Origin of the sequence: Bacillus sp. FJAT-27986 (assembly GCF_001685035.1) — a bacterium.
Lineage (GTDB): Bacteria > Bacillota > Bacilli > Bacillales > Pradoshiaceae > Pradoshia.
In genome coordinates this window covers 42,860-63,801 of record NZ_MAYV01000012.1, presented here as the reverse complement: position 1 = coordinate 63,801, position 20,942 = coordinate 42,860, and the positions used below count along the sequence as shown (strand labels likewise).

The following is a 20,942-nucleotide window of genomic DNA, read 5'->3' as shown; positions in this document are numbered from 1 at the left end:
ACTATTATTCTTTGGAAACAGTGATACATTACTTCTTTTATTAAGACTTGTTAATTTAGAAAAAACGATTTCCCATTTAAAATCAATCCATATACATAGCTTAAAAGGTACTTTAAGTAAATAATAAAGCGTGGATTAATAGTAATAGAGCGGATTTAATTAATTATTGAGCCGAACTTCAACATAATTGAGCCAAACCACTTTGTAATGATCAAATTAGTGAGAGTATGTGTGAAAAGAAGCCAAATAAGCGCAGATTTTCATTTTTGATATACTTCTATATTTAAGCCACTATAACGATTATTATTCTACCGTGCCTATTAGTATAGATAATTACCCGATAGACACATATAGTTGATCCTTTTTTCTCCCTTATAAATTAAAATTCAACTAGCAAAGTCGCATAAATAAAGGCAGTGATTAGCCACTAAATATGCCTCTCACTGCCTCATGCTCAAATGACTGACCTTATCTACTTTTCTGTCTCTAAATATCCCTTTCTAAGGACTGTCTTAACAATTTTCCCAGCTGCGTTTCTTGGCAATGAATCTACGAAATGTACCAGCTTAGGCTTTTTATAGGATGCCAAATGATTCTGGCAAAAGAGAATGACTTCTTCCTCTGTCATTGTTTCACCAGACTTCAGAACGATATATGCTTGAACCACTTCTCCCCATTTTTCATCAACTGCACCGACCACAGCACTTTCAACCACTTTGGCATGCCTATTTAAGACTTGTTCGATTTCGGCTGGATAGATATTCTCTCCTCCACTAATAATCATATCTTTTTTACGGTCAACGACATAAATAAACCCTTCATCATCCATCCGAACTAAATCCCCGCTATGAAACCATCCTCCATGGAATGCCTCTCTTGTTGCCTCTGGGTTTTTATAATATTCTTTCATAACGGTTGGTCCACGGTAGACAATTTCACCTACATCCCCGAGCGGAACATCATTCATATGGTCATCAACAACCCGGACTTCTACGTTGACCACCGGCTTACCAACGGATGAATTTTTCCTAATAGAGTCCTCTGGCTGAAGACAGGTGGTAACTGGGCTCATTTCTGTTTGTCCAAAAGGATCGCGCAGTTTCCCATTTGGAAAATATTTTGTTATCTTCTCTTTCAATAATAGAGAACAGGGTGCACTCCCAGCGGCACACCTTTCTAATGATGTTAGATCATAGTCTTCAATCGAAGGGAATTCTACAAGCATATGCCACATGGTCGGTGCTAAAAAGATAAAATTAATTCGCTCTTTCTCGATGGTTTGAAGTACTGCTTCGGGGTTGAATTGTGAATGAATCACGGTAGTTCCATTAATGGGGTATAAAAGAGTTGATAGAGCAGCAATGTGAAATAAGGGAGCAACTAATAATTGCTTAAAATTCGAGCTAAGTCCTGCTGTGACGACTTGGTTCATCCCATTCATGCACATATTTTGATGAGTTAAAACTGCTCCTTTTGGACGCCCAGTTGTACCTGAAGTATAAATAATAAGCGCACCATCATCACCCGATAATGAATTGCATGGGCGATACGTTGAGGAGCGGTCATATATTGTCTCATATGGTATATGGGAAGAGGAAGAATCTCCATTCACGATAACTATACTGTCTACAAGCTGAATTTGTGATCGTATCGACTCAATCACAGGTAAAAAAACGTGATCAACAAATAATATTTTACACTCAGATTGCCCTATGATATATGCTAGCTCATCTTTTGTGAGGCGAAAATTTATTGGAACTCCCAATGCTCCCACCAATGAGGTGGCAAAGAAAACATCAATAAAAGGAAGTCCATTCAAGAGCATAAATCCAACCTTATCCTGATATCCTATTCCATTTTCCTGCAACCAACCCGCTAAGTGGGTTGCTCTTTTCTCTGCCTCACGATAGGTCCGTCTCTCACTGCCAAATATGTATGCCTCTCTCTCATGAGCTGTGTGTGCTGACCTGCGTAGATACTCTCCGATCAACAATGATCTGGATAAATCCAAATTAGATGTCGTCACATAAATCCCTCCATATTTAAACTTTAATTTATTTGAACAAAATCACTTAAATGGTTCAATATGAAATCATCCTCTATGGGGAATTGGCAAGCATCCATTGTATTTTGCCATCACTTACAATAATGCAATTATGATGCCAATCTGTATTTTGGCAATCACACGCTAATGTTCAATTATTCATGTCTTCAAATCACACACATCAATGATTACAGGTGTTTGATAGTCTAACACATTTATCCACGTCTATTTTTATAATGATAATGGAATCTGATGGAAAAATAATGAATTTCTCGTATTCTATACTGTCCATTGTGTAAAACGACGTGCCTTAAAAGAATCTAAATCCGAGCGCCATGATAAACTCCTTCTGCTGTTCCTGTGGGCCAATTTATATGAGTATTCTCTTGCTCTTTTTCCTTTTAGAACATAATAAACAGCACCTGCCCATATTGGGTAAGTGCTGCTTAATTTCTATTACATATACAAATAAACAGCGTATTGATCCTGAGTCATTCATACAGCCCTGTCAGCCTCTCCGGACTGCTTTTAGAGGTATTTTTAATTACTAACCGAATAAATGTAAATGACCCATATCAAATTTGAAAAACGAATCCGAACAATAAAGAGCTCTTAAATAGAACTCACTGCGGAGGATTGATAATGATAGAATCGGGCAGATAAATACTGAATTCCGTCCATTCTGGATTGGATGTGCATAATAAGTCTCCATTATAACTATCAATAATTTTTTTGCATACATACAGGCCAATACCCGTACCTAATTCCTTCGTAGTGAAAAATGGCTCAAAGATCGACTCAATAATATCATTTGCAATCATTGGCCCATTATTGGACAAACTTATCACTAATTGATTGTTCTTAATTGTGGATTTTACTTTAATCACACGCTGAGGCGGCTGATTTTTCAAGGCATCAATTGAGTTAACAAACAGATTAAGGGCAACCTGCTTCAATCCATTTCTGCTTGCCTTTATAATTAAATCTTCCGGAACATCGATTTCAACCTTAACATTGGTGTCGATAATGTTCGCATAGCTTAATTGTTTAATCTCTTCAATCAGATCTCTGATTGATATATCCATGATAATCTCTTCATTGAATTCAGCCTTTGATGTGTGCAAAAATTGGCTAATGCGAAAATTTAATTGATTAAGCTCATATTCCATGATATCCAAGTATTTCATATCCGGAAATTCTTTTCTCAAAATCTTATTAAAGCCCATTACAGCAGTAAGCGGATTACGGAATTCATGCACAAAGCTTGATGATATTTGGCCGAGCAGTGCTAATTTATCCTTATGGTTTTCATTGATGAACGTAGTCTTCTGATCAATGACTTGATTTTTTAAGTGTATACATGTCGAAACCATTTCATAGCTGAATGTGTCAAATTGTCTATTGATATTATTAACTGTACTTTGTAGTACATAAGACGGTATATCCATCTTCAGCACAAAATTCACAAATATTCTGCGCCCCTGATTGATATTATATAAGACATCTCCTATATTAATATCATCCATTCGCTCAACGGCTGTGCTTGCCGCCATTTCCTTAATTTGGCTTTCAGATATTTTCCCGTTTATCGTGTCAATCAATTGCATAAACATAATCTTACGCGGTTGTTTCAAAGATTCTAGATAATCCTCTTTATTCGGCGCCTTAATCGAATCTAAATACTCCTGAAATAAACTCGCCTCTTCTTTAATCAATAAATCCTCAATCAGCTGTTGATATTCACTTTGCTTTAATAAAATTGGCTCCATTCCATTAGACCACCATTTCACTTAGCTTTACATGTATGTTCTATATTCGACAAATACACCTGATATCCTTTACTAACTTTAAAACATCTCCAGATTGAGAATATTGTAATATTCATGTAAAATGATTACTTTCGTGTAATTCCATTTTTTCGCTTAAAATATACTTTTCTTTGCTTTATCGTCTATGTAAAGAGGTAAAAAATAAGGTCAGATGTTTAATGATAATCAAAAAACAACTCGAGTAACGAAACATACTCAATTCTGTCCATCTAAAAAGGACTATATATAGGAAGCAATGTCCTTATATAGTCCTCAATTAATTGGCTGATATAGTTAATGTGATTTCTTTAGTTTTAGATCTGCCTATTCACCTTTGCGAAATTCTGTTTTTAATAATATTATAAACAAGTACTAACGCAGCCACTATTAAGAAAACATGGATAATTGCTCCGCCAATTTTAAATATAAGACCTAATAACCATATAGCCAATAAGATTCCAACTAATGTCCAAAGCATTTGAATCATCTCTCTTCCAATAAGGGTTTCATTTACCTATTTTTACCCATTTGAAAAGATTTAAAACAAAAGCGATTATTAATAACAATTTATTACCGTACCAATCAGCGTTTGGTTGAACCAAATCCACCGGTTCTGCTTGCATGTAGTACTTGATCCTCATCTGCTAATAGATACTGTTTAAAAATACCCTGTGCAATCCTGTCCCCTTTTTTTACAAGAACCGGAGCTTCTCCGCGATTAGTAATGGAAATACCAATATTCCCATCATTTTCAGGGTTTCCATAGTAGGAAGAATCAATAATGCCTGTCCCATTTGATAGAACTAGCCCATATTTCACTCCCAAACTACTTCTGATATGTATCTCCAATAATTCATTTTGCTGCATATAGGCTTTGACGTTAGTCCAAAACAGATGCTTTCCTCCAACATTCAATGTAATGGTTTCGTTTGAAAAAAAATCATATCCTGCTGATCCGGCATCTCCGCGCATTGGGAGCTTGACTTCATCCTCCGTCATTTGAACCTTGATATACGCAGAATTAACAACTTCGAATCCTCTTACTTTTTGCTCTTTCATATAAATCTCCTTTTATGTAACAATATCCTTGTAACTATTAATAATTTTAAACTGACTCCACATTTCAGGAAACAAAGATTGATATTTATCGGTTAAAAATCGATCATCTATTAAAGTAAGCGTACCTGTATCCTGTTCACTGCGAATTAATCGACCTGCAGCCTGCAATACTTTGTTCATCCCCGGATAAACATACGCGTAATCAAATCCATTTTTACTTTTTGAGTGATAATAGTCGCGAATTAAGTTTCTTTCTTCATTTAATTGAGGCAATCCAACTCCAATTATGATAACCCCACTCAATCTATTGCCAACCAGGTCGATTCCTTCAGAAAAGATTCCGCCTAATACTGTAAAGCCAATTACAGGAATATCTAGGTTCTCTTCAAAGGCTGACAGAAAATCTTCTCTTTCCTGCTCACTCATTCCTTGATTTTGTATCAGAATTTTAGAAGGTTCCTCAAATTCCTCCAGTTCGTCCATAACCATTCTTAAAAATTGGTAGGACGGGAAAAACACTAAAAAATTACCTCTGTTTTTTGTAATTGCATGAATGGTTCTGGCAATTTGAACACTAGATACTGAGCGATCATGGAATCTTGTAGAAAGCGGCTGTATTGCTATATCCAACTGATCTGGGGAAAATGGTGAACCGATTTGAATCCGATAATCCCCATCACCACTTCCTAATGCATCCATGTAATAGCCAATTGGCGTCAATGTAGCCGAGAAGAATAGAGTGGAAGCAAATCCCTTCGTCATCTTTTGCAAATTTAAAGCAGGATCCAAACAAAACAGCTTTAAGTATACATTATTGCTTCCCTTTATTACATGCGTCGTATAATGCTCATTATAATACTTAGCTATCCGTAGGAAATTCTGTGATTGAAAAAAGGTTTCTAATAAATCAATTTCATTTGACGTATGATTTTCTCCATACCTGGTTAATTGAGCACCGGCATGAAGTACGAAATCTTCCAGTGCATCCAGCAACTCGTCCGGCTTTTCCGAATAAGCAGCTGATTTCCTTTCGCCCAATTTCTTCCTTTGCTGAATCAATAATGCATTAATTACTTTAGCTGCATTTGATAGCTCTGGATTCAATTGGCCGTACGCCCTTTTTATATCTAGAAATGCTTTCTTTTCCAACTCTGCAGAAAACATTTCCCGGCCGCGTTCCACCAGATTATGCGCTTCATCAACCAGAATTACAGTTCGTTTCTTTTGCTCATCAGATAGTCGTTTCAAGAATACTCGTGGATCAAAAATATAATTATAATCGCAAATCACAATGTCTGCCAGGTATGCTAATTCAATCGAATATTCAAAAGGACATACTCGGTGGCGCTGAGCGTATTCCAGAATTGTTTCTCTATCCATTAACCATTCATTTTCTAAAATATCCAAAACAGCAGCATTAATTCGGTCATAATGCCCCTCCCCATATATACATTGGCCAGAGGTGCAATCAGGACACATTTTATCCTTAGCTGTAAGGGTAACAGTTTTCACTTTTAAACCTTTGCCAATTAAGATGTTTAGTGTATCCTCAGCCACTTGCCTCGTAATTGTTTTGGCTGTTAAATAGAAAAATCGTTCAATCTTATGGTCTATTTCTCCCATCATTTTTATGGATGGAAATATAAAAGAAATGGTCTTTCCAATGCCAGTTGGCGCCAATGCGAATAATTTTTTTCGTTCAGAAATGGTTTTCCAGGCTGCTCCTATGAGCTTTCGCTGTCCCTTTCTAAAATTTCCGAACGGAAATTCGATTTTTTCTGCTGAATTGAGCTTTTCTCTCCGTATCTTTAATTGCAGGATTGCAAATGGTGTAAAGTTTTCGAGTACTTGAGTTAGAAATTGTTCTAATTCTTTAAATGTTAGGGTTTTGCGAAACGAGGCTGTTTGATTAGTCAATATTTGTACGTAAGTCAATTGTATATCAATATGTTTCAGACCTTCATTCAAACAGTATATATAGCCATAACACATTGCCTGAGCCCAGTGTACAGGGTATGTATTTTCATCAATCCCATCAAGAGCTCCAGAGGTTGATTTAATTTCCTCAATGACTGTTCCTTCTCGCCTATGTAAAATACCATCACATCTTCCTTCAATCTCATAAAGAATATCCCCGTATTCCATTATCAGATTAAGAGGTACCTCTTTTTCATCGTTCTCCTCATATTCTGCTTGTCTTCTTTGATGAATTCTTGTCCCCTCAATCATAGAACTGGCCGTGCGAAAACGTCCGTCCAAATCGCCGCCCCGATAAACATATTCAACTAACTGTCTAATGGATATATGATACTCACCTAACATGTACACTCACCCAACCTGCGTCATAGTACCATTATCATACCATATAGGGTACAGATGTTCTTACTTAAATGAAATTGAAAGAACATCATTCATATAAAGTAGGGACTATTGAAATCTCTTTGCTTCACCCTTAATAGTAACTAAAACAGGGTATTCTCAGATTTTGAGAATACCCTGTTTTGTTTGATTGCCTTGTCACATAATCACTTAATATGGATATTTCTAATTTCCGCTTTTATGAAGAATATATATACTCGGCTTTTTCTTAATTTTCTTCTGAAATATCCTGCAAAGCTTCACCGGCTTCGTCATTACCGGTATAGCTTACGGCCAAATCACCTAAGGATACAATTCCAACAAGTTTACCGTTTTCCAGGACAGGCAGACGCCTAATTTGATGTTGAGCCATTAGTGCAGCTGCTTCCTCCTCTGTTGTATCAGGGTTTGCAGTCACAACATTTTGATGCATCACATCTGTTACCCTAGTTGAACCTGGCCGTTTTTCAGCAATTCCGTCCACAACCAGATCGCGGTCCGTAATGATGCCAATCAATGTATTATCCTCACAGACAGGAATGATTCCTACATTATCTTCTTTCATTTTCAAAGCAACCTCATATACATTATCAAGCGGTGTAACATAGTCTACATTTGTGGTCATAATTTCTCTTAACATCGTCATGAGCTATACCTCACTTCCTTTTACCTCTATCTTCCCCTTTTTTACCTTTTTGACACATTTTTTTAATGGAAGAAGGAGGTTAATTAAAGTTTGGTTTCACTCATTAATTTATCAATATCTTTATATATCTGAACTTCTTCATTAATTCTGAGCATTTTATCGTCCAATTCTGCAATCATATCGGCAGACCCTTTTAATTCTTGGAGTAGATGCTCAGGTACATCCTTAGAGAATTTATAATAAATTTTATGTTCCAGGCTCGCCCAAAAGTCCATGGCAATGGTTCTAATTTGTATTTCCACCGGCATCCATTTTTTACAGTTCGAAAAAAACACTGGTATTTCCGTAATCAAATGAAGGCTCCTATACCCGTTTGACTTAGGGTTTTTAATATAATCTTTAATCTCAATAATATGTATATCATCCTGTTTTCCAAGGGCATCAACAATCGCATAAATATCCGTCGTAAACGAACAGGAAATACGAATCCCGGCTATATCACGGACATTCTGCTGTGCATTTTCAACCGTAATATCTAGGTTTTTTCGTTTTAATTTTTTCATAATACTCTGTGGACTTTTCATTCTCGATTTAATATGTTCGATTGGATTGTAATTGTGAATCAATTCAAATTCCTGATTTAATATTTCCAGTTTTGTATTCATTTCACTTAATGCAAACTTATAGCCAATTAAAAATTCTTTCCATTCATTTAATTCTTGTTCATAAGGCAAATTCACAGTTGGGATACCTCTTTTCTGTAGTGTTTACATACCCCTACATACGATTAAGACGAATAAATGGTTTCATTTTGATCTATTGAAAATACTGTTAAATTCACAAAATAAAAAACAAGACAAAAAAAAACAGACCACATATTCAATGGTCTGTTTCTGTGAGAAAGCTGGACGGCTTAATCGTTCCGTCTAGGATTATTAATCGCTTGAAGCATTTTAATTCCTTCTGTCATCTCACTACCACATAATGGACACTTAGGTGTTGCTGTAGCTTTGAAATTGTCACGTACCCAACCGTTACAATCATCAGAAGTACATTCCCACACCTTCGTTTCTTCAGGGATTATTTCCTCAACATTTTTTCGATTATACATAACCGGCACACCTTTCTTTTAGAAGTTAATTATGTAGTAAAAGACTATCCATACCTGGGATAGCCTTTATTCGCATACTTCTTAAAGCTTAATTACGTTTTCAGCTTGAGGTCCGCGAGCGCCTTCTGTTACGTCGAACTGTACGCTTTGGCCTTCTTCTAGAGATTTGAAACCTTCGCCTTGAATAGCGGAGAAATGTACGAATACATCATTTTCGCCTTCAACTTCAATGAATCCGAAACCTTTTTCTGCATTAAACCATTTTACTTTACCGTTTTTCATTTTGTTACCTCCAAAAATGTGTGATAAATAAAGATTCACCTATTATAAAAAGTACCGCTCTGTAAAAAAGAGAACACTTTATAATAAGTGAATGTCTATTTACGGTCAATTTTATAAAGATAAACATTATACCTTATAATACGGCACATTTTCAGAAATGTCAATAATCTGCTGAACTTTCTAACCATATCATGCCTCTGTCAGCAGATATTATACCTATTTATTTTTGAGATTTATTCCACTCATATAATTGCCGGAAATAGTCTATTCGTTCTTCTCTCGTATAATGGGCATTTACCCCGCTTGTAGATGGAACAACAAAGATATAGCAGCCTTCCCAATCAGGTGTAGCAAAAAACAAGCCGTCCTGAAGACCTGGTTCTACTTTGCCTTTAAGACGGTTTGTTGCATAGCGGAAGGCAGTAATCCCAATGAAGCATAAACATTTAGGCTTGTATTGAGTGATTAAATTCCTTAGGTCAGCCGCACCCTCTATAAATTCATCTTTTTTCAAATCAGAAGAAGATCTTGTTGCCCTGCCGACAATATCAGTTATTCCGTAACCATAGTCCAAGAGCTTTGCCGTCTCCTCAGGTTTAAACTGATACGGCGTAATGCCACCCAAATACAAACCCTTCCAAAACAAATTCGCTGGATTCGCAAAATGATACCCTTTTAGAGCAGAAATTCTGCCAGGATTAATCCCACAAAATACAATATCCAATCCAGGCTTGATATAGGTTGGCAATGTTAAAGATTCAAAATCCTCCATTCATACCCTCCTCGCTCTATTTTGGATGATTATAACGCATTTAAGAATGATGATAAAGTAATCAACTTATGACTGTTCTTACATCTACTTCTTTGTTAAAAATAAAAAACACGGCATATCCCCCGTAGCAAACGCCACGAGGTACACACCATGTTCACAAGTTACCTGTATGAGATTAAGCTTTACCGCAGCATTTTTTATATTTTTTGCCGCTGCCGCATGGGCAAGGTTCATTTCTGCCTACTTTTGGTTGAGTTTTTAGAACTGGAGCAGAAGCTGCAGGTTTACTAGCAGATGGAGAGGATAATTCAGAAGGTGTGTGACCTTTTAAAATCCATAGTCTTGTATTGTTTACGACAGTAACCATTTTTTCAACCAGTGCATTAATATCTTTTTCTGACTCAAATTCAATTTGTTCTCCAAACCATTTCACCACATCAGGCAAGGATTCTCCGAATTGAACTTTAAAGATAAAACGGTCTGCCAATTCTGCTGCTTCTTCTTGTTTCAAAGAATACGTATCTGATAAATAGTGAATGAATTCAACCATTTGCTCTGTTCTTTCAAATGGCTCGTACCGGTTCACGTTTACCATAGTTTCAGCAGGAATATGGTAGTATTTCAAGCCTACTCTGCTTGCCTGAGCCTGTTTAAATCCATCTAATTCCTTGATAGTATCATGAATAATATATTCATCATCTAGACGGAAATCTCCATAGAAATCTTCCAAATATCGAATGTAATTGTGCAACCATTCAATATCCACTTCTTCCTGGATATATCCTTCAATCAATTTATGAGCTTTTTCAACCTCTATAAATCCATAATAACGAATTAACCCAAAAAGAATGTTTGTCACTTTTTGATTACGGTTAATGACAGTCATGATTTCTTTTGGATTTAAATTGTAAAATTGTTTCATTACTTCAGTCGGCATTACAACCACTGGTTGATCTTCCACTTTGGAAGGGTGGATATATCCGATACTTGATAAGTAAAATACATTTTCAAGTCCAATTTGTTCGATTGGCATAATCCCGCTTTTTGTCAACATCGCTACAATAGCTGTGTATTGATGAAGATCCATCATTTGAACCTTCTCAGGGACAGAAGCTGGTATTTTCTCAGCCAGTGCTGCTACCAATTCTTTTTTTCTTAATGAACTCATGTTTTTTAAATTTAGATTTCTGCGGATATTCTTTAAAGCATCCATCTTTAATGAATCCAGCAAACTCTCTAAATTATATTCATCTACAGTTGCAGTTGTCATCAGAATTCCTCCATATTGATTCAAAAACTAAAAATATAATAATTCCCCGTCAAAGAATTAAATTTTACTACAAATCACGAAAAAAATAAACTGTCGCTCTATTCCTAAATTTTAAATTCCTTCTATACACTTATGTAATTGACTAAAACATATGGTATTGATACTACCCCTCTTTTACTAGAATAGAAAGGAAAAAGCAATCCAGCGTGCTTGGATTGCTTTTCATGACCAATCAAAAAACCTATCAGTCTTCCAAAATTTTCACATCAACTGTTTTAATACCCCAGTCTTCCGCTTCACTTTGTGATGGAATAAAAACATCAATTTTATTACCTTTAATTGCTCCTCCAATATCTCCGGCAATTGCATGTCCGTACCCTTCCACATAAACTTTTGTGCCCAGTGGAATTACAGATGGGTCAACAGCAATTACTTTTTGATTAGGATTAGCTTTAAGATCTATACCAGTGTATGTGACACCAGTTCCACCTTCACAATCCGCGGTATAAGCTGTTGCCTTAACAGTAATGATTTTCTCATCCTGCTCAGAGTTTTCAGCAGATGTATTTATTTCTTCATCTACTTCTTCAACTTCAGAAGTTACGGCAGTTTCTGTATTTTTATTTACCTCTTCTTCAATTGGTGATTTTACAGATGTTTCTTTTACCTCATCTTTATCTTCAACTGCAGGTGTTTTAATAACCTTATTTTCCTGAGTCTTTTCCGTCTTTACAGCCTTTTCTATCTTAGATAAGTCTGTTCTACGTTCAGTCGATTGCACGTCTTTCGTTTCGACTCGATCTGTTGCATCGGCAGCAGCGTTAGCAGATGATTGTATGTTCATTTCTGTATCTTTAATGCTTGAATTAATAGATTCATATGAAGTATGCTCAAACTCTTTATCATTCTGAATGATTGTAGAGCTTGTCTTTTTTTCAGGCATATCTATAAACATAAAATCAGTCAAATCATCTTTCACTACTTGACTTACTTCAGCTGTTGGCTGCTGATCTATATGTTGAGTTTTATTATTATTTGATGAGGAAACGAAGCCACCTTGTATGACTCCCGCAAGTGATGTTGAGATTAATACTGCAATAATCAATTGATTCATCGGGCTAACCTCCTTTATTTTGACCGAATGAATTTCAGACATTATCCTACCAGCTAACTAAAATAGTTGTTAAGAACAAATAGATGTTAAACCTATTACATATATGTCACTAATATTACGTTAATGTAACAAATTTACAGAAAAGTATATCAGTAAGCGCTTTATCTATTGATTCTGTTAGTACTGGATTTTTTGTCTTTATAGCTATCGAAGAAGCTGTTTTACACAAATTACCATCGCCAAAGTGCTGTTTTCTGACTAAAACACGAGAATGTTAGCACTTCTCTTTCAAAATGTGTACATGTGGTGATATAATTTGCTAGATACCAGCAAACGGAGGAAATGAAATACATGATTACTGTAAATAACGTAGGTCTTCGCTTTGGAGACCGAAAATTGTTCGAAGATGTAAATATTAAATTTACACCTGGAAACTGCTATGGATTAATTGGCGCCAACGGTGCCGGAAAATCTACTTTTCTTAAAATCTTATCAGGTGAGCTAGAGCCTCAATCTGGAACTGTCAGCCTTGGCCCTGGAGAGCGCCTTACAGTCTTAAAGCAAAACCACTTCGAATATGAAGATATTGAAGTGATTCAAGTAGTTATTATGGGACATGCCCGACTTTATGAAGTTATGAAAGAAAAAGATGCTATTTATATGAAGGAAAACTTCTCCGACGAAGATGGTATGAGAGCAGCAGAACTTGAAGGTGAATTTGCTGAACTGAATGGTTGGGAAGCAGAACCTGATGCAGCAATCCTACTTAAAGGGTTAGGGATACCAGAAGAATTACACAACAAAAAGATGGCTGAGCTAGATGGTGGAGAAAAAGTAAAAGTATTGCTTGCACAAGCTTTATTTGGCAAACCGGACGTATTATTACTCGATGAGCCTACCAACCACCTTGATATCAAAGCTATTCAATGGCTTGAAGAATTTTTAATCAACTTTGAGAATACGGTAATTGTTGTATCCCATGACCGTCATTTCTTGAATAAAGTATGTACACATATTGCAGACCTTGATTTCGGAAAAATCCAATTGTATGTCGGAAACTATGATTTCTGGTATGAGTCCAGCCAATTGGCACAAAAATTAACAGCTGAGTCCAATAAGAAAAAGGAAGAAAAGATTAAGGAATTACAAGCATTCGTTGCCCGTTTCAGTGCTAATGCTTCTAAATCTAAACAGGCCACTTCCCGTAAAAAATTATTGGAAAAGATTACGCTCGATGATATTAGACCTTCATCCCGCCGTTATCCATATGTACACTTCACTCCAGAGCGCGAAATTGGTAATGATCTTCTGCGTGTAGAAGGTCTATCCAAAACGATTGATGGAGAAAAGGTACTGAACAATGTTAGCTTTATTATGAATAAAGACGACAAAATCGCTTTAGTTGGTCAAAATGATAATGCCAAAACAGCTCTATTTAAAATCCTAATGGGTGAAATGGAAGCTGATGAAGGAACATTCAAATGGGGAGTTACAACTTCACAATCCTACTTCCCTAAAGACAACTCTGAGTTCTTTGAAGGAAACGAGCAAACTCTAGTGGATTGGCTTCGTCAATTCTCTCCACAGGATGAAAGCGAATCATTCCTTCGCGGTTTCCTCGGAAGAATGCTCTTCTCTGGTGAAGAAGTAATGAAGAAACCGTCTGTTCTTTCCGGTGGCGAAAAAGTTCGTTGTATGCTATCCAAAATGATGCTCAGCGGAGCAAATGTTCTTCTTTTGGATGAACCGACGAACCATCTAGACTTGGAATCCATCACAGCAGTCAATAACGGTATGATTAATTTCAAAGGTGCCATGATCTTCACATCTCATGACCACCAGTTTATCCAAACGATTGCAAACCGTATTATCGAAATTACTCCAGATGGCATCATCGACAAACAAATGACGTATGATGAGTATTTAGAGACAGTTAAAAAGTAATGAATGCAAAAGACTATCAGTGAATTTTAACTGATAGTCTTTTTCTTATAATTTGGATTAGTGCCTTGTTAAATATAAAAAATTACAAAACAGCTTAAATCCTTCTGTATTTTCTCCATAATTAAAGCCTTAATCTTAATCAAACGACTACATACGGTGTCTTCTGGATGATTAATCTTCTAATATCTCTCGCAAAAACTTGTGTCTATTTTGTAAAAAGTAATTCGTTATTTGATAGTGATCTGTCATTTCATAATCTATCTCTTTAATTGTATCGTTATCAAAACTTAGAATTGTGGCGTTGGGATATCCTAAAAGAATTGGAGAATGTGTAGCGATTATAAATTGACTGTCCCCTGCAGTGACTAAATCATGTAAGATTTTCAAAAATGAAAGTTGTCGCTGGGGTGATAAGGCAGCTTCTGGTTCATCTAATAAATAGATGGCTCTCCCTTTAAATCGGTTTAAAAAGAGGGACAAAAAAGACTCGCCATGAGATTGTTGATGCAAAGAACGTCCGCCATAGGCATTATAAGCTTTTACTTCATCAATATGAGAAGCAAAATTATAAAATGACTCTGCTCTAAGAAAAAAACCGTCTGTGACTTTAGGAAGCCACGAAAGCCTTATATATTCGCCAAGTGCGGATTCTGAAGCATGAACATTATAAGTATTATTCCGCCCTCCACCTGCTGTATTAAACTGACATTTATCAGCAATTGCTTCTAGAAGTGTAGATTTTCCTGAACCGTTTTCCCCAACAAAAAATGTAACATTGATTTTCAAATTCAATTGGTGAAGATTCTTTATTGAAGGAATAGAGAAAGGATACTCATTATAAGAAGGTATGTTTTCATGCTCAAGTTGAATTCTCTTTAAGAACAACACTATCACCTACGATTTCCTTTTTTACTTTTTTTCGAATAAAACGTCCCTTTAACTGAATGAAAAAGACAATAAACCATGCATAGCATTCGACAATCAAATCGGATCGCTTTATTTAACAATTATATACAAAATATCATTACTTTTCACAATTTAATCCCACGAAAATAGTATAAAGCCGCGTAGTTGGAAAAATTGATTATAGACGACACGTACTGCTTATTTTCCTTGAAATTACTCTATACTTAGTAACTTCTATAACACTTGATAATAAGTTCAATCCAAACAGCAACTATAAAAAACGCCATTTTGAATATTGATATTCAAAATGGCGTTCAAATTAATATGTGAGTTTGACATTTCTTAATTGATATTCAGAAATAGTGACATGAGTTTATCTTCTCGAAATCTTTAATAAAGGCGGAACTACCGCCATCGTTACCATCCCGGCAAGGAGTGCTTCGGCAAGTCCATTTGTAAAAAACACAGTTAAAACAGCTTTATAAATGGCACTTGTACTGCCAGCGTTAATAGCCTCTGCATAGGCATCCTGAAATAGAAAGGTAATAGAACCCATAACCAAGAATGTATGCATAAAAGTGGACACTAAAGCTGTAATAAATAAAGCAGGTTTTTGAAGCGAATTTTTCTTTGTTATAGCATTACGAAATGCTTTAAAAATATAGTAAGGTATAAATCCAATCATTACTCTTGGAACAATGGCAATAAATAACGCCCAAAAACTTCCTTGATCTGTTCCTAATACGGGAATTGCTGGTGAAAAAGCAAATGATAATAATGTCGGAGTAATCGTATTTACAGCAATACTAGTAAATCCAAATACTAATCCCAATAACGCACCTATCTTTGGGCCTAAAATAATAGAGGCAATAATAATTGGAATATGAATTAAGGTTGCTTTAATTACACCTAAATGAATAAAACCAAATGGTGTAAACGCAAATAATAGAATAATAGATAAAAAAATGGCTGTTAAAGTAAAGTCTTTTATTTTCAACTTTCTAACTCCTTCAGTAATCAAATTTCTTTAAATTATCTTTTGATTAGTAAATTAAATTATAAGGATAAATTATTTGGTATGTAAAGATATTTCGCTTTGAGGATTCAAAATTTAATGTAAATCTTAAATATGTGAAATAACCCTTACAGATACTGAATTACATAATTGTACTCATGGGATGTTCATTTATCGCTATACATCCTAAAGATTGAGAAAATATCCAATGGAAAACTAATCCGCTCTATTTCCTTACTGATTCGCTCAATTATTGCTGAATTCGGCTGAATTCTAGTCAGAATCGGCTCTATTATCACTAAAATTGGCTCTATTATTCTGAATAACGGCTCTATTAATGGCTATTTAACCTCATATCTATTCTTTTCTCCTAATCCAGCAATCTTATTAGTAAAGTATATATGTTAAAAATCTATTTCCAGCAAGGGATTCGTTATAATCTATCCATAAAAAGCAAAACAGGTGGGAAAGAACAATTTGTTCTCTCTCCACCTGTTGAACTTAACTTATCTTTTAACAATCTCAAAAAACGTTTCATAGCTATTAACATAATAATCCGCACCTGGCGTATCATTCTGAAATAAGCAGGTTTTGATTCCAATACTTTTGGCAGGTAAAATATCTAACTCCCTATCCCCAACCGCGAGATCAATACGGTACTTATCGTGCAGGTACTGATAGCTTGCTGGATGAGGTTTTTTTGGATATCCGTCATCAATGGCTACTATTTCTGTGAAATATTGATCCATTCCGTTTGCTTTTAAAATACTCTCGGCACCTTCACGGTATTTATGCGTCATGATTACATTTAAATCCGCTGCCTCCAGCACATTCTTCACTCCCGGAAACGGTTTGAAATCCAAGGGCTTTAACTGCCTTTCAAGTATATGAATATGTTTAATTTGTTCTTCGGTTAGCTTAAGTTCGTTGAACGCATGGCCAAACGACACCTTTAGCAAGGAAAAGATTTCTTCCTCCGAAAGAGGTGTCTCCACTGCACTTTTGACCATTCTCGCATAACCGGGATAGGTATCAAATAAAGTGCCGTCAAAGTCCCAAAGTATATTCATATCCATTCCCCTTATTGTTTCGTTATCTTCGTCCAGCCATCCTCTTGTGTAATTCTGCGATCCTTCATTAGTCGGCCGAGTGCACGTTTAAAAGCTGCTTTACTCATACCAAAACGTTTTTGGATAGACTCCGGATTCGATTTATCCCAATAAGGCATGCTGCCCCCGCGGCTTTCAAGATAAGTAAAGATTGCTTCCGCATCTTCATCAAGGCGTTCATGCGTACGTGGCAGCAACGAGCCGTTTGTACTGCCATCAGGCTTAACTTCAATAATTCTGCCCTTGACCAATTCACCCAGCCTTGGTTCATTCGCACGTTCACTCTCATGAATGAAACAGCGGTACCCTTCTGTTGTTAAAATAAAGGTGCCTACTTTTAATAAACGGTAAGCTCTTCCCTCAAAATCTTTATTTTTTATTGATTCAGGAGCATGCTCGCTTAATTCCTGTACAACGGTTTCAGTAGCAAGACGACCAAACATTCTGCCTCTATTGTCGACTTTTAATGTAACATAAAGCTGGTCTCCTACTTCTGGCCATAGGCTTTTTAATTTTGGTAAATCGTCACTGGAGATCAATAAATCCTTTTGAAGTCCGATATCAAGGAAAACCCCGTGGCTTGGATGAACATCCACGACCGGAACCCAATCATAATCACCTTCAGTAATGGTTGGCAATTTCATGGAGGCTGTCAATCGGCCTTCTTTATCGTTAAATAAGAAAACCTCTATTTCTTGCCCTATTTCAAGATCACCAACGATTTCATGTGTGTGAAGCAAAACATCTTCTTCACCATTAGAAAGAAAGTATCCGAATGAAACCTCTCTTTCCACTGTTAATGTTGCTTTAATACCTGGTTGTAAATAACTCATTAACTCTTCACCGCTTCCTTTATACGATCCTTAAGTATATCATTATTTTACTCGTTTATCAGTAAATAAGGACTAGTTGGATCATGTTTTTGTCTATTTGTCTGCACCAGCTTCGGACTTCTTACCGCATAGCAATATACGCAGCCAAATGGGCATGTATCATATGAACCCATCTCTTCTGCCTCCATGCACCCACATTCAGCCCGTTGGTATTTATCCTTTTTACCGGATAATTGCAGGTTAAATACTTCTTCAATAAAGTTTTTATCAATACACGCGCCATGTTTGATTCCGTGTGTATCCAAGTCAATAATCTCCGAACAAGTCTCTGGTACCATTCCATATTGCTTGCAAACTGAACCAATGGTACGGGTCAATGCATTTAAAGCTGACCGATTGTTAGGGTCAAGCCAGTCATCGAATTGATAGCCCTCCACCTTTTCCAGATTAGCAAGTCTACCTTTTGTCTTCGTATAAAAATCTTGAAAACTAATCACTACACGCGTAGTAAACCCGGATAATTGTTTTGCTATATGAGTAAATCGCTCGATATGATACTCCACATTCGTTTTATTGCTTAACACAATGGGATCGTATCGCCAGATTACTTTCTCCTGCCCGATTAAATCAGATATATACTGGAACTCTTTCATTCTGTTAGATAAACTTGGCATCCCTGGCTCAATCTCTTTTGGATAGTCATTTAGAGTATATTGAAACATTAAACGGTAGCCCATCTCCACCAATTCAGGAATATAGGGATTCATCGGTTTTGGATTCTTTGTCCAAAAACAAATTGCATCCACATCTACCGGCAAAAGTGACACCTTCTTTGTTTGATGACGATTAAAAGGATTCACCTTCATATAATAGCCTTCTCTGATTCGATTCATAAACCACTCAGAGTAAAACGCAGGTATATCTGTTCTCCTGCTGGCACTAATAATCATCATTCTCACCCTTTCAGGCCTTTACTTTATACTGTTATATCCCTTTTTGCAAAGAAAAACCAAGCAACACCATAAAAGAAAATGAAATGCATGATAAGGATGATGATCGAAAAGCCTGGTGACATTCCAGACAGGATAGGTGTATTACCGAATAAGTATTGGTCCCACTGTGTATTGGCAAAGAGCAAAATCTTGCCAAGGGACAGCTCCAGCAACTCTGCAATTTCCGTTACAAACTTCCCGCCAAGTAACGCAGCTATTCCAAACCCAATTGCAAAGGCACTATTTTTAAATACGACAGATACTGCATATGTAAAGGTTGAAATCAGCATCAATTCCAAAAACGTAATTCCATACGTTAACAATAACTTTTGAAACATAAGCCCATAGCCCGCTCCAAAGCCGTAAATGATTCCTCCAATAAGCCAGGAAAAGATAAATGTAGTGGTTAATAAATATATACCATACAATTGAATCGTAAGCCATTTGGCAAATAAGACCATTGACCTTGTTCTCGGACGGATCAATAACAGTTTAATTGTTCCTGTTTGAAATTCATTAGCCAGTATACTCCCCGCCAAACCAATCGCTAGAAATATCGTGATGATTAGGAAGTTGGATAGCACAGACATAAAGTCAATCACATTTCCGTCTGTTCCTTTAATCAGTTTTGTAAAAAAGAATGGTAATAAACAAATCAACAAAGGCATCACCAGAAAGGAGTATCTGACCATTTTGTTATTTGTCATTTTATAGTGTTCGTTATAAAGTAATGACCTCACGAAATTCCAACCTCCCTCGCTGAAATCGTCTGTAAAAAGGTGTCTTCCAACTGATTTTGGTCATAAGCAAGCTGATACACGCTCACTTTATTCAGAACCAGCATTTCATTAAGCATCGGGATATCCTTTTTCTCAACTGATAAGCGAATAAGATTTCCCTTATATGAAATAACCTCATAATTTGCATCTAATACAGCCAGAGCATGTTGGATATCATCCACCTCAATAATAAGCACATGATGATCCATTTTTACATTTGTGATCTCCAATAATTCACCCGCTTTTATGATGCCAATTCGATCACAAAGCATTTCAACCTCAGATAATAGATGAGTGGAAATGAGAATCGATATATTCTCTTCTTTGGCCAAATAGAGAAGATGATTGCGTAAGTCACGCATTCCTTCTGGATCCAACCCGTTTGTTGGCTCGTCCAAAATCAAAATCTTCGGTTTGTGCAAAATGGCCTGGGCGACTCCTAATCTCTGTTTCATTCCTAACGAATATGTATGTACCTTGTCATCGATTCTTTCTGTCAGGTTGACTAATTCAACAACTTCTTCTATTCTATCAGATGATATATTCGAATATAAATTAGCGTATAATTCTAAATTTTGCCACCCAGTTAAATAATCGTAAAAGGCTGGATTTTCAATAATAGCTCCTACATGTTTGATGGCGTCAACAAAAGACGTTCCTACCTCGTGATTCATGATTCTAATCTGGCCGGCATTTTTCTTCATAAGTCCGCAAATCACTCGAATTAAGGTCGTTTTTCCAGCACCATTGGGTCCAATTAAGCCGAAAATTTCGCCTTCTTCTATTTCAAAGCTGATATTTTTAAGGATATCAGAACCAGCTATTTGTTTGCTGATTGATTTGACTTCTAAAACTGTATTTCTCATTCTCCCTGCCTTACCTCCCTAATCCAATCTACTT

20 protein-coding genes are annotated in these 20,942 nt (G+C 36.2%); 1 reads left to right on the top strand and 19 read right to left on the bottom strand.

What is annotated here, in order from left to right; genetic code table 11:
- Positions 1 to 472 precede the first annotated feature (472 nt).
- From A8L44_RS06715 to A8L44_RS19330, 12 genes are all read right to left on the bottom strand, one after another.
- The gene (locus A8L44_RS06715) at positions 473 to 2,026 is read right to left on the bottom strand and encodes an acyl-CoA synthetase (protein WP_066103481.1); all 1,554 of its coding nucleotides are present in this window, start codon (positions 2,024 to 2,026) and stop codon (positions 473 to 475) included.
- 641 nt (positions 2,027 to 2,667) lie between these two features.
- On the bottom strand, positions 2,668 to 3,813 hold the full coding sequence (locus A8L44_RS06710; protein ID WP_066103480.1) for a histidine kinase N-terminal domain-containing protein: 1,146 nt from the start codon (positions 3,811 to 3,813) through the stop codon (positions 2,668 to 2,670).
- Positions 3,814 to 4,180: 367 nt separating this feature from the next.
- The gene (locus A8L44_RS18680) at positions 4,181 to 4,330 is read right to left on the bottom strand and encodes a lmo0937 family membrane protein (protein WP_139063809.1); all 150 of its coding nucleotides are present in this window, start codon (positions 4,328 to 4,330) and stop codon (positions 4,181 to 4,183) included.
- Positions 4,331 to 4,434: 104 nt separating this feature from the next.
- Positions 4,435 to 4,911: a dUTP diphosphatase gene (locus A8L44_RS06705; protein WP_066103479.1), complete on the bottom strand. Its 477-nt coding sequence runs from the start codon at positions 4,909 to 4,911 to the stop codon at positions 4,435 to 4,437.
- Between the two features lie 12 nt (positions 4,912 to 4,923).
- Entirely contained in the window at positions 4,924 to 7,233 is a 2,310-nt protein-coding gene (locus tag A8L44_RS06700; RefSeq protein WP_066103477.1) for an ATP-dependent DNA helicase, read from the bottom strand.
- Positions 7,234 to 7,498: 265 nt separating this feature from the next.
- Positions 7,499 to 7,915 (bottom strand): CBS domain-containing protein, encoded by a 417-nt coding sequence (locus tag A8L44_RS06695; RefSeq protein WP_066103476.1) that lies wholly within the window; start codon positions 7,913 to 7,915, stop codon positions 7,499 to 7,501.
- 83 nt (positions 7,916 to 7,998) lie between these two features.
- Positions 7,999 to 8,655, bottom strand: a complete 657-nt coding sequence (locus A8L44_RS06690; protein WP_225983575.1) for a GTP pyrophosphokinase — start codon at positions 8,653 to 8,655, stop codon at positions 7,999 to 8,001.
- Positions 8,656 to 8,828: 173 nt separating this feature from the next.
- Positions 8,829 to 9,026: a cold-shock protein gene (locus A8L44_RS06685; protein ID WP_066103474.1), complete on the bottom strand. Its 198-nt coding sequence runs from the start codon at positions 9,024 to 9,026 to the stop codon at positions 8,829 to 8,831.
- Between the two features lie 81 nt (positions 9,027 to 9,107).
- Complete coding sequence (locus tag A8L44_RS06680) at positions 9,108 to 9,308, bottom strand: cold-shock protein (protein ID WP_066103471.1); 201 nt, start codon at positions 9,306 to 9,308, stop codon at positions 9,108 to 9,110.
- 220 nt (positions 9,309 to 9,528) lie between these two features.
- Positions 9,529 to 10,080, bottom strand: coding sequence for a mismatch-specific DNA-glycosylase (locus A8L44_RS06675; RefSeq protein ID WP_066103469.1), 552 nt, complete (start codon positions 10,078 to 10,080; stop codon positions 9,529 to 9,531).
- A gap of 175 nt (positions 10,081 to 10,255) precedes the next feature.
- Complete coding sequence (locus tag A8L44_RS06670) at positions 10,256 to 11,350, bottom strand: SEC-C metal-binding domain-containing protein (protein WP_066103466.1); 1,095 nt, start codon at positions 11,348 to 11,350, stop codon at positions 10,256 to 10,258.
- Positions 11,351 to 11,594: 244 nt separating this feature from the next.
- Entirely contained in the window at positions 11,595 to 12,464 is an 870-nt protein-coding gene (locus tag A8L44_RS19330) for a 3D domain-containing protein (RefSeq protein WP_066103463.1), read from the bottom strand.
- 351 nt (positions 12,465 to 12,815) lie between these two features.
- Here A8L44_RS19330 and A8L44_RS06660 point away from each other — a divergent pair, with 351 nt between their 5' ends.
- Complete coding sequence (locus A8L44_RS06660) at positions 12,816 to 14,408, top strand: ABC-F family ATP-binding cassette domain-containing protein (protein WP_066103460.1); 1,593 nt, start codon at positions 12,816 to 12,818, stop codon at positions 14,406 to 14,408.
- A 171-nt stretch (positions 14,409 to 14,579) separates the two neighbouring features.
- Here the strand turns inward: A8L44_RS06660 and A8L44_RS06655 are convergent, their stop codons facing one another.
- The 7 genes from A8L44_RS06655 to A8L44_RS06625 all read right to left on the bottom strand — a co-directional run bounded on the left by A8L44_RS06655 (position 14,580) and on the right by A8L44_RS06625 (position 20,908).
- Entirely contained in the window at positions 14,580 to 15,293 is a 714-nt protein-coding gene (locus tag A8L44_RS06655) for an AAA family ATPase (RefSeq protein ID WP_066103458.1), read from the bottom strand.
- Positions 15,294 to 15,687: 394 nt separating this feature from the next.
- Entirely contained in the window at positions 15,688 to 16,311 is a 624-nt protein-coding gene (locus tag A8L44_RS06650) for an ECF transporter S component (protein WP_066103455.1), read from the bottom strand.
- Positions 16,312 to 16,835: 524 nt separating this feature from the next.
- On the bottom strand, positions 16,836 to 17,399 hold the full coding sequence (locus tag A8L44_RS06645; protein WP_066103452.1) for an HAD-IA family hydrolase: 564 nt from the start codon (positions 17,397 to 17,399) through the stop codon (positions 16,836 to 16,838).
- Positions 17,400 to 17,410: 11 nt separating this feature from the next.
- Positions 17,411 to 18,271 carry a CvfB family protein gene (locus tag A8L44_RS06640; RefSeq protein ID WP_066103450.1) on the bottom strand — a complete coding sequence of 287 codons (861 nt, stop codon included), beginning with the start codon at positions 18,269 to 18,271 and terminating at the stop codon, positions 17,411 to 17,413.
- Positions 18,272 to 18,318: 47 nt separating this feature from the next.
- On the bottom strand, positions 18,319 to 19,224 hold the full coding sequence (locus A8L44_RS06635; RefSeq protein WP_077248011.1) for a DUF1848 domain-containing protein: 906 nt from the start codon (positions 19,222 to 19,224) through the stop codon (positions 18,319 to 18,321).
- A 23-nt stretch (positions 19,225 to 19,247) separates the two neighbouring features.
- Positions 19,248 to 20,003, bottom strand: a complete 756-nt coding sequence (locus A8L44_RS06630) for an ABC transporter permease (RefSeq protein ID WP_066103446.1) — start codon at positions 20,001 to 20,003, stop codon at positions 19,248 to 19,250.
- Positions 20,000 to 20,908, bottom strand: coding sequence for an ABC transporter ATP-binding protein (locus A8L44_RS06625; protein WP_066103443.1), 909 nt, complete (start codon positions 20,906 to 20,908; stop codon positions 20,000 to 20,002). The genes A8L44_RS06630 and A8L44_RS06625 overlap by 4 nt, the downstream gene beginning before the upstream one ends.
- Positions 20,909 to 20,942 lie beyond the last annotated feature (34 nt).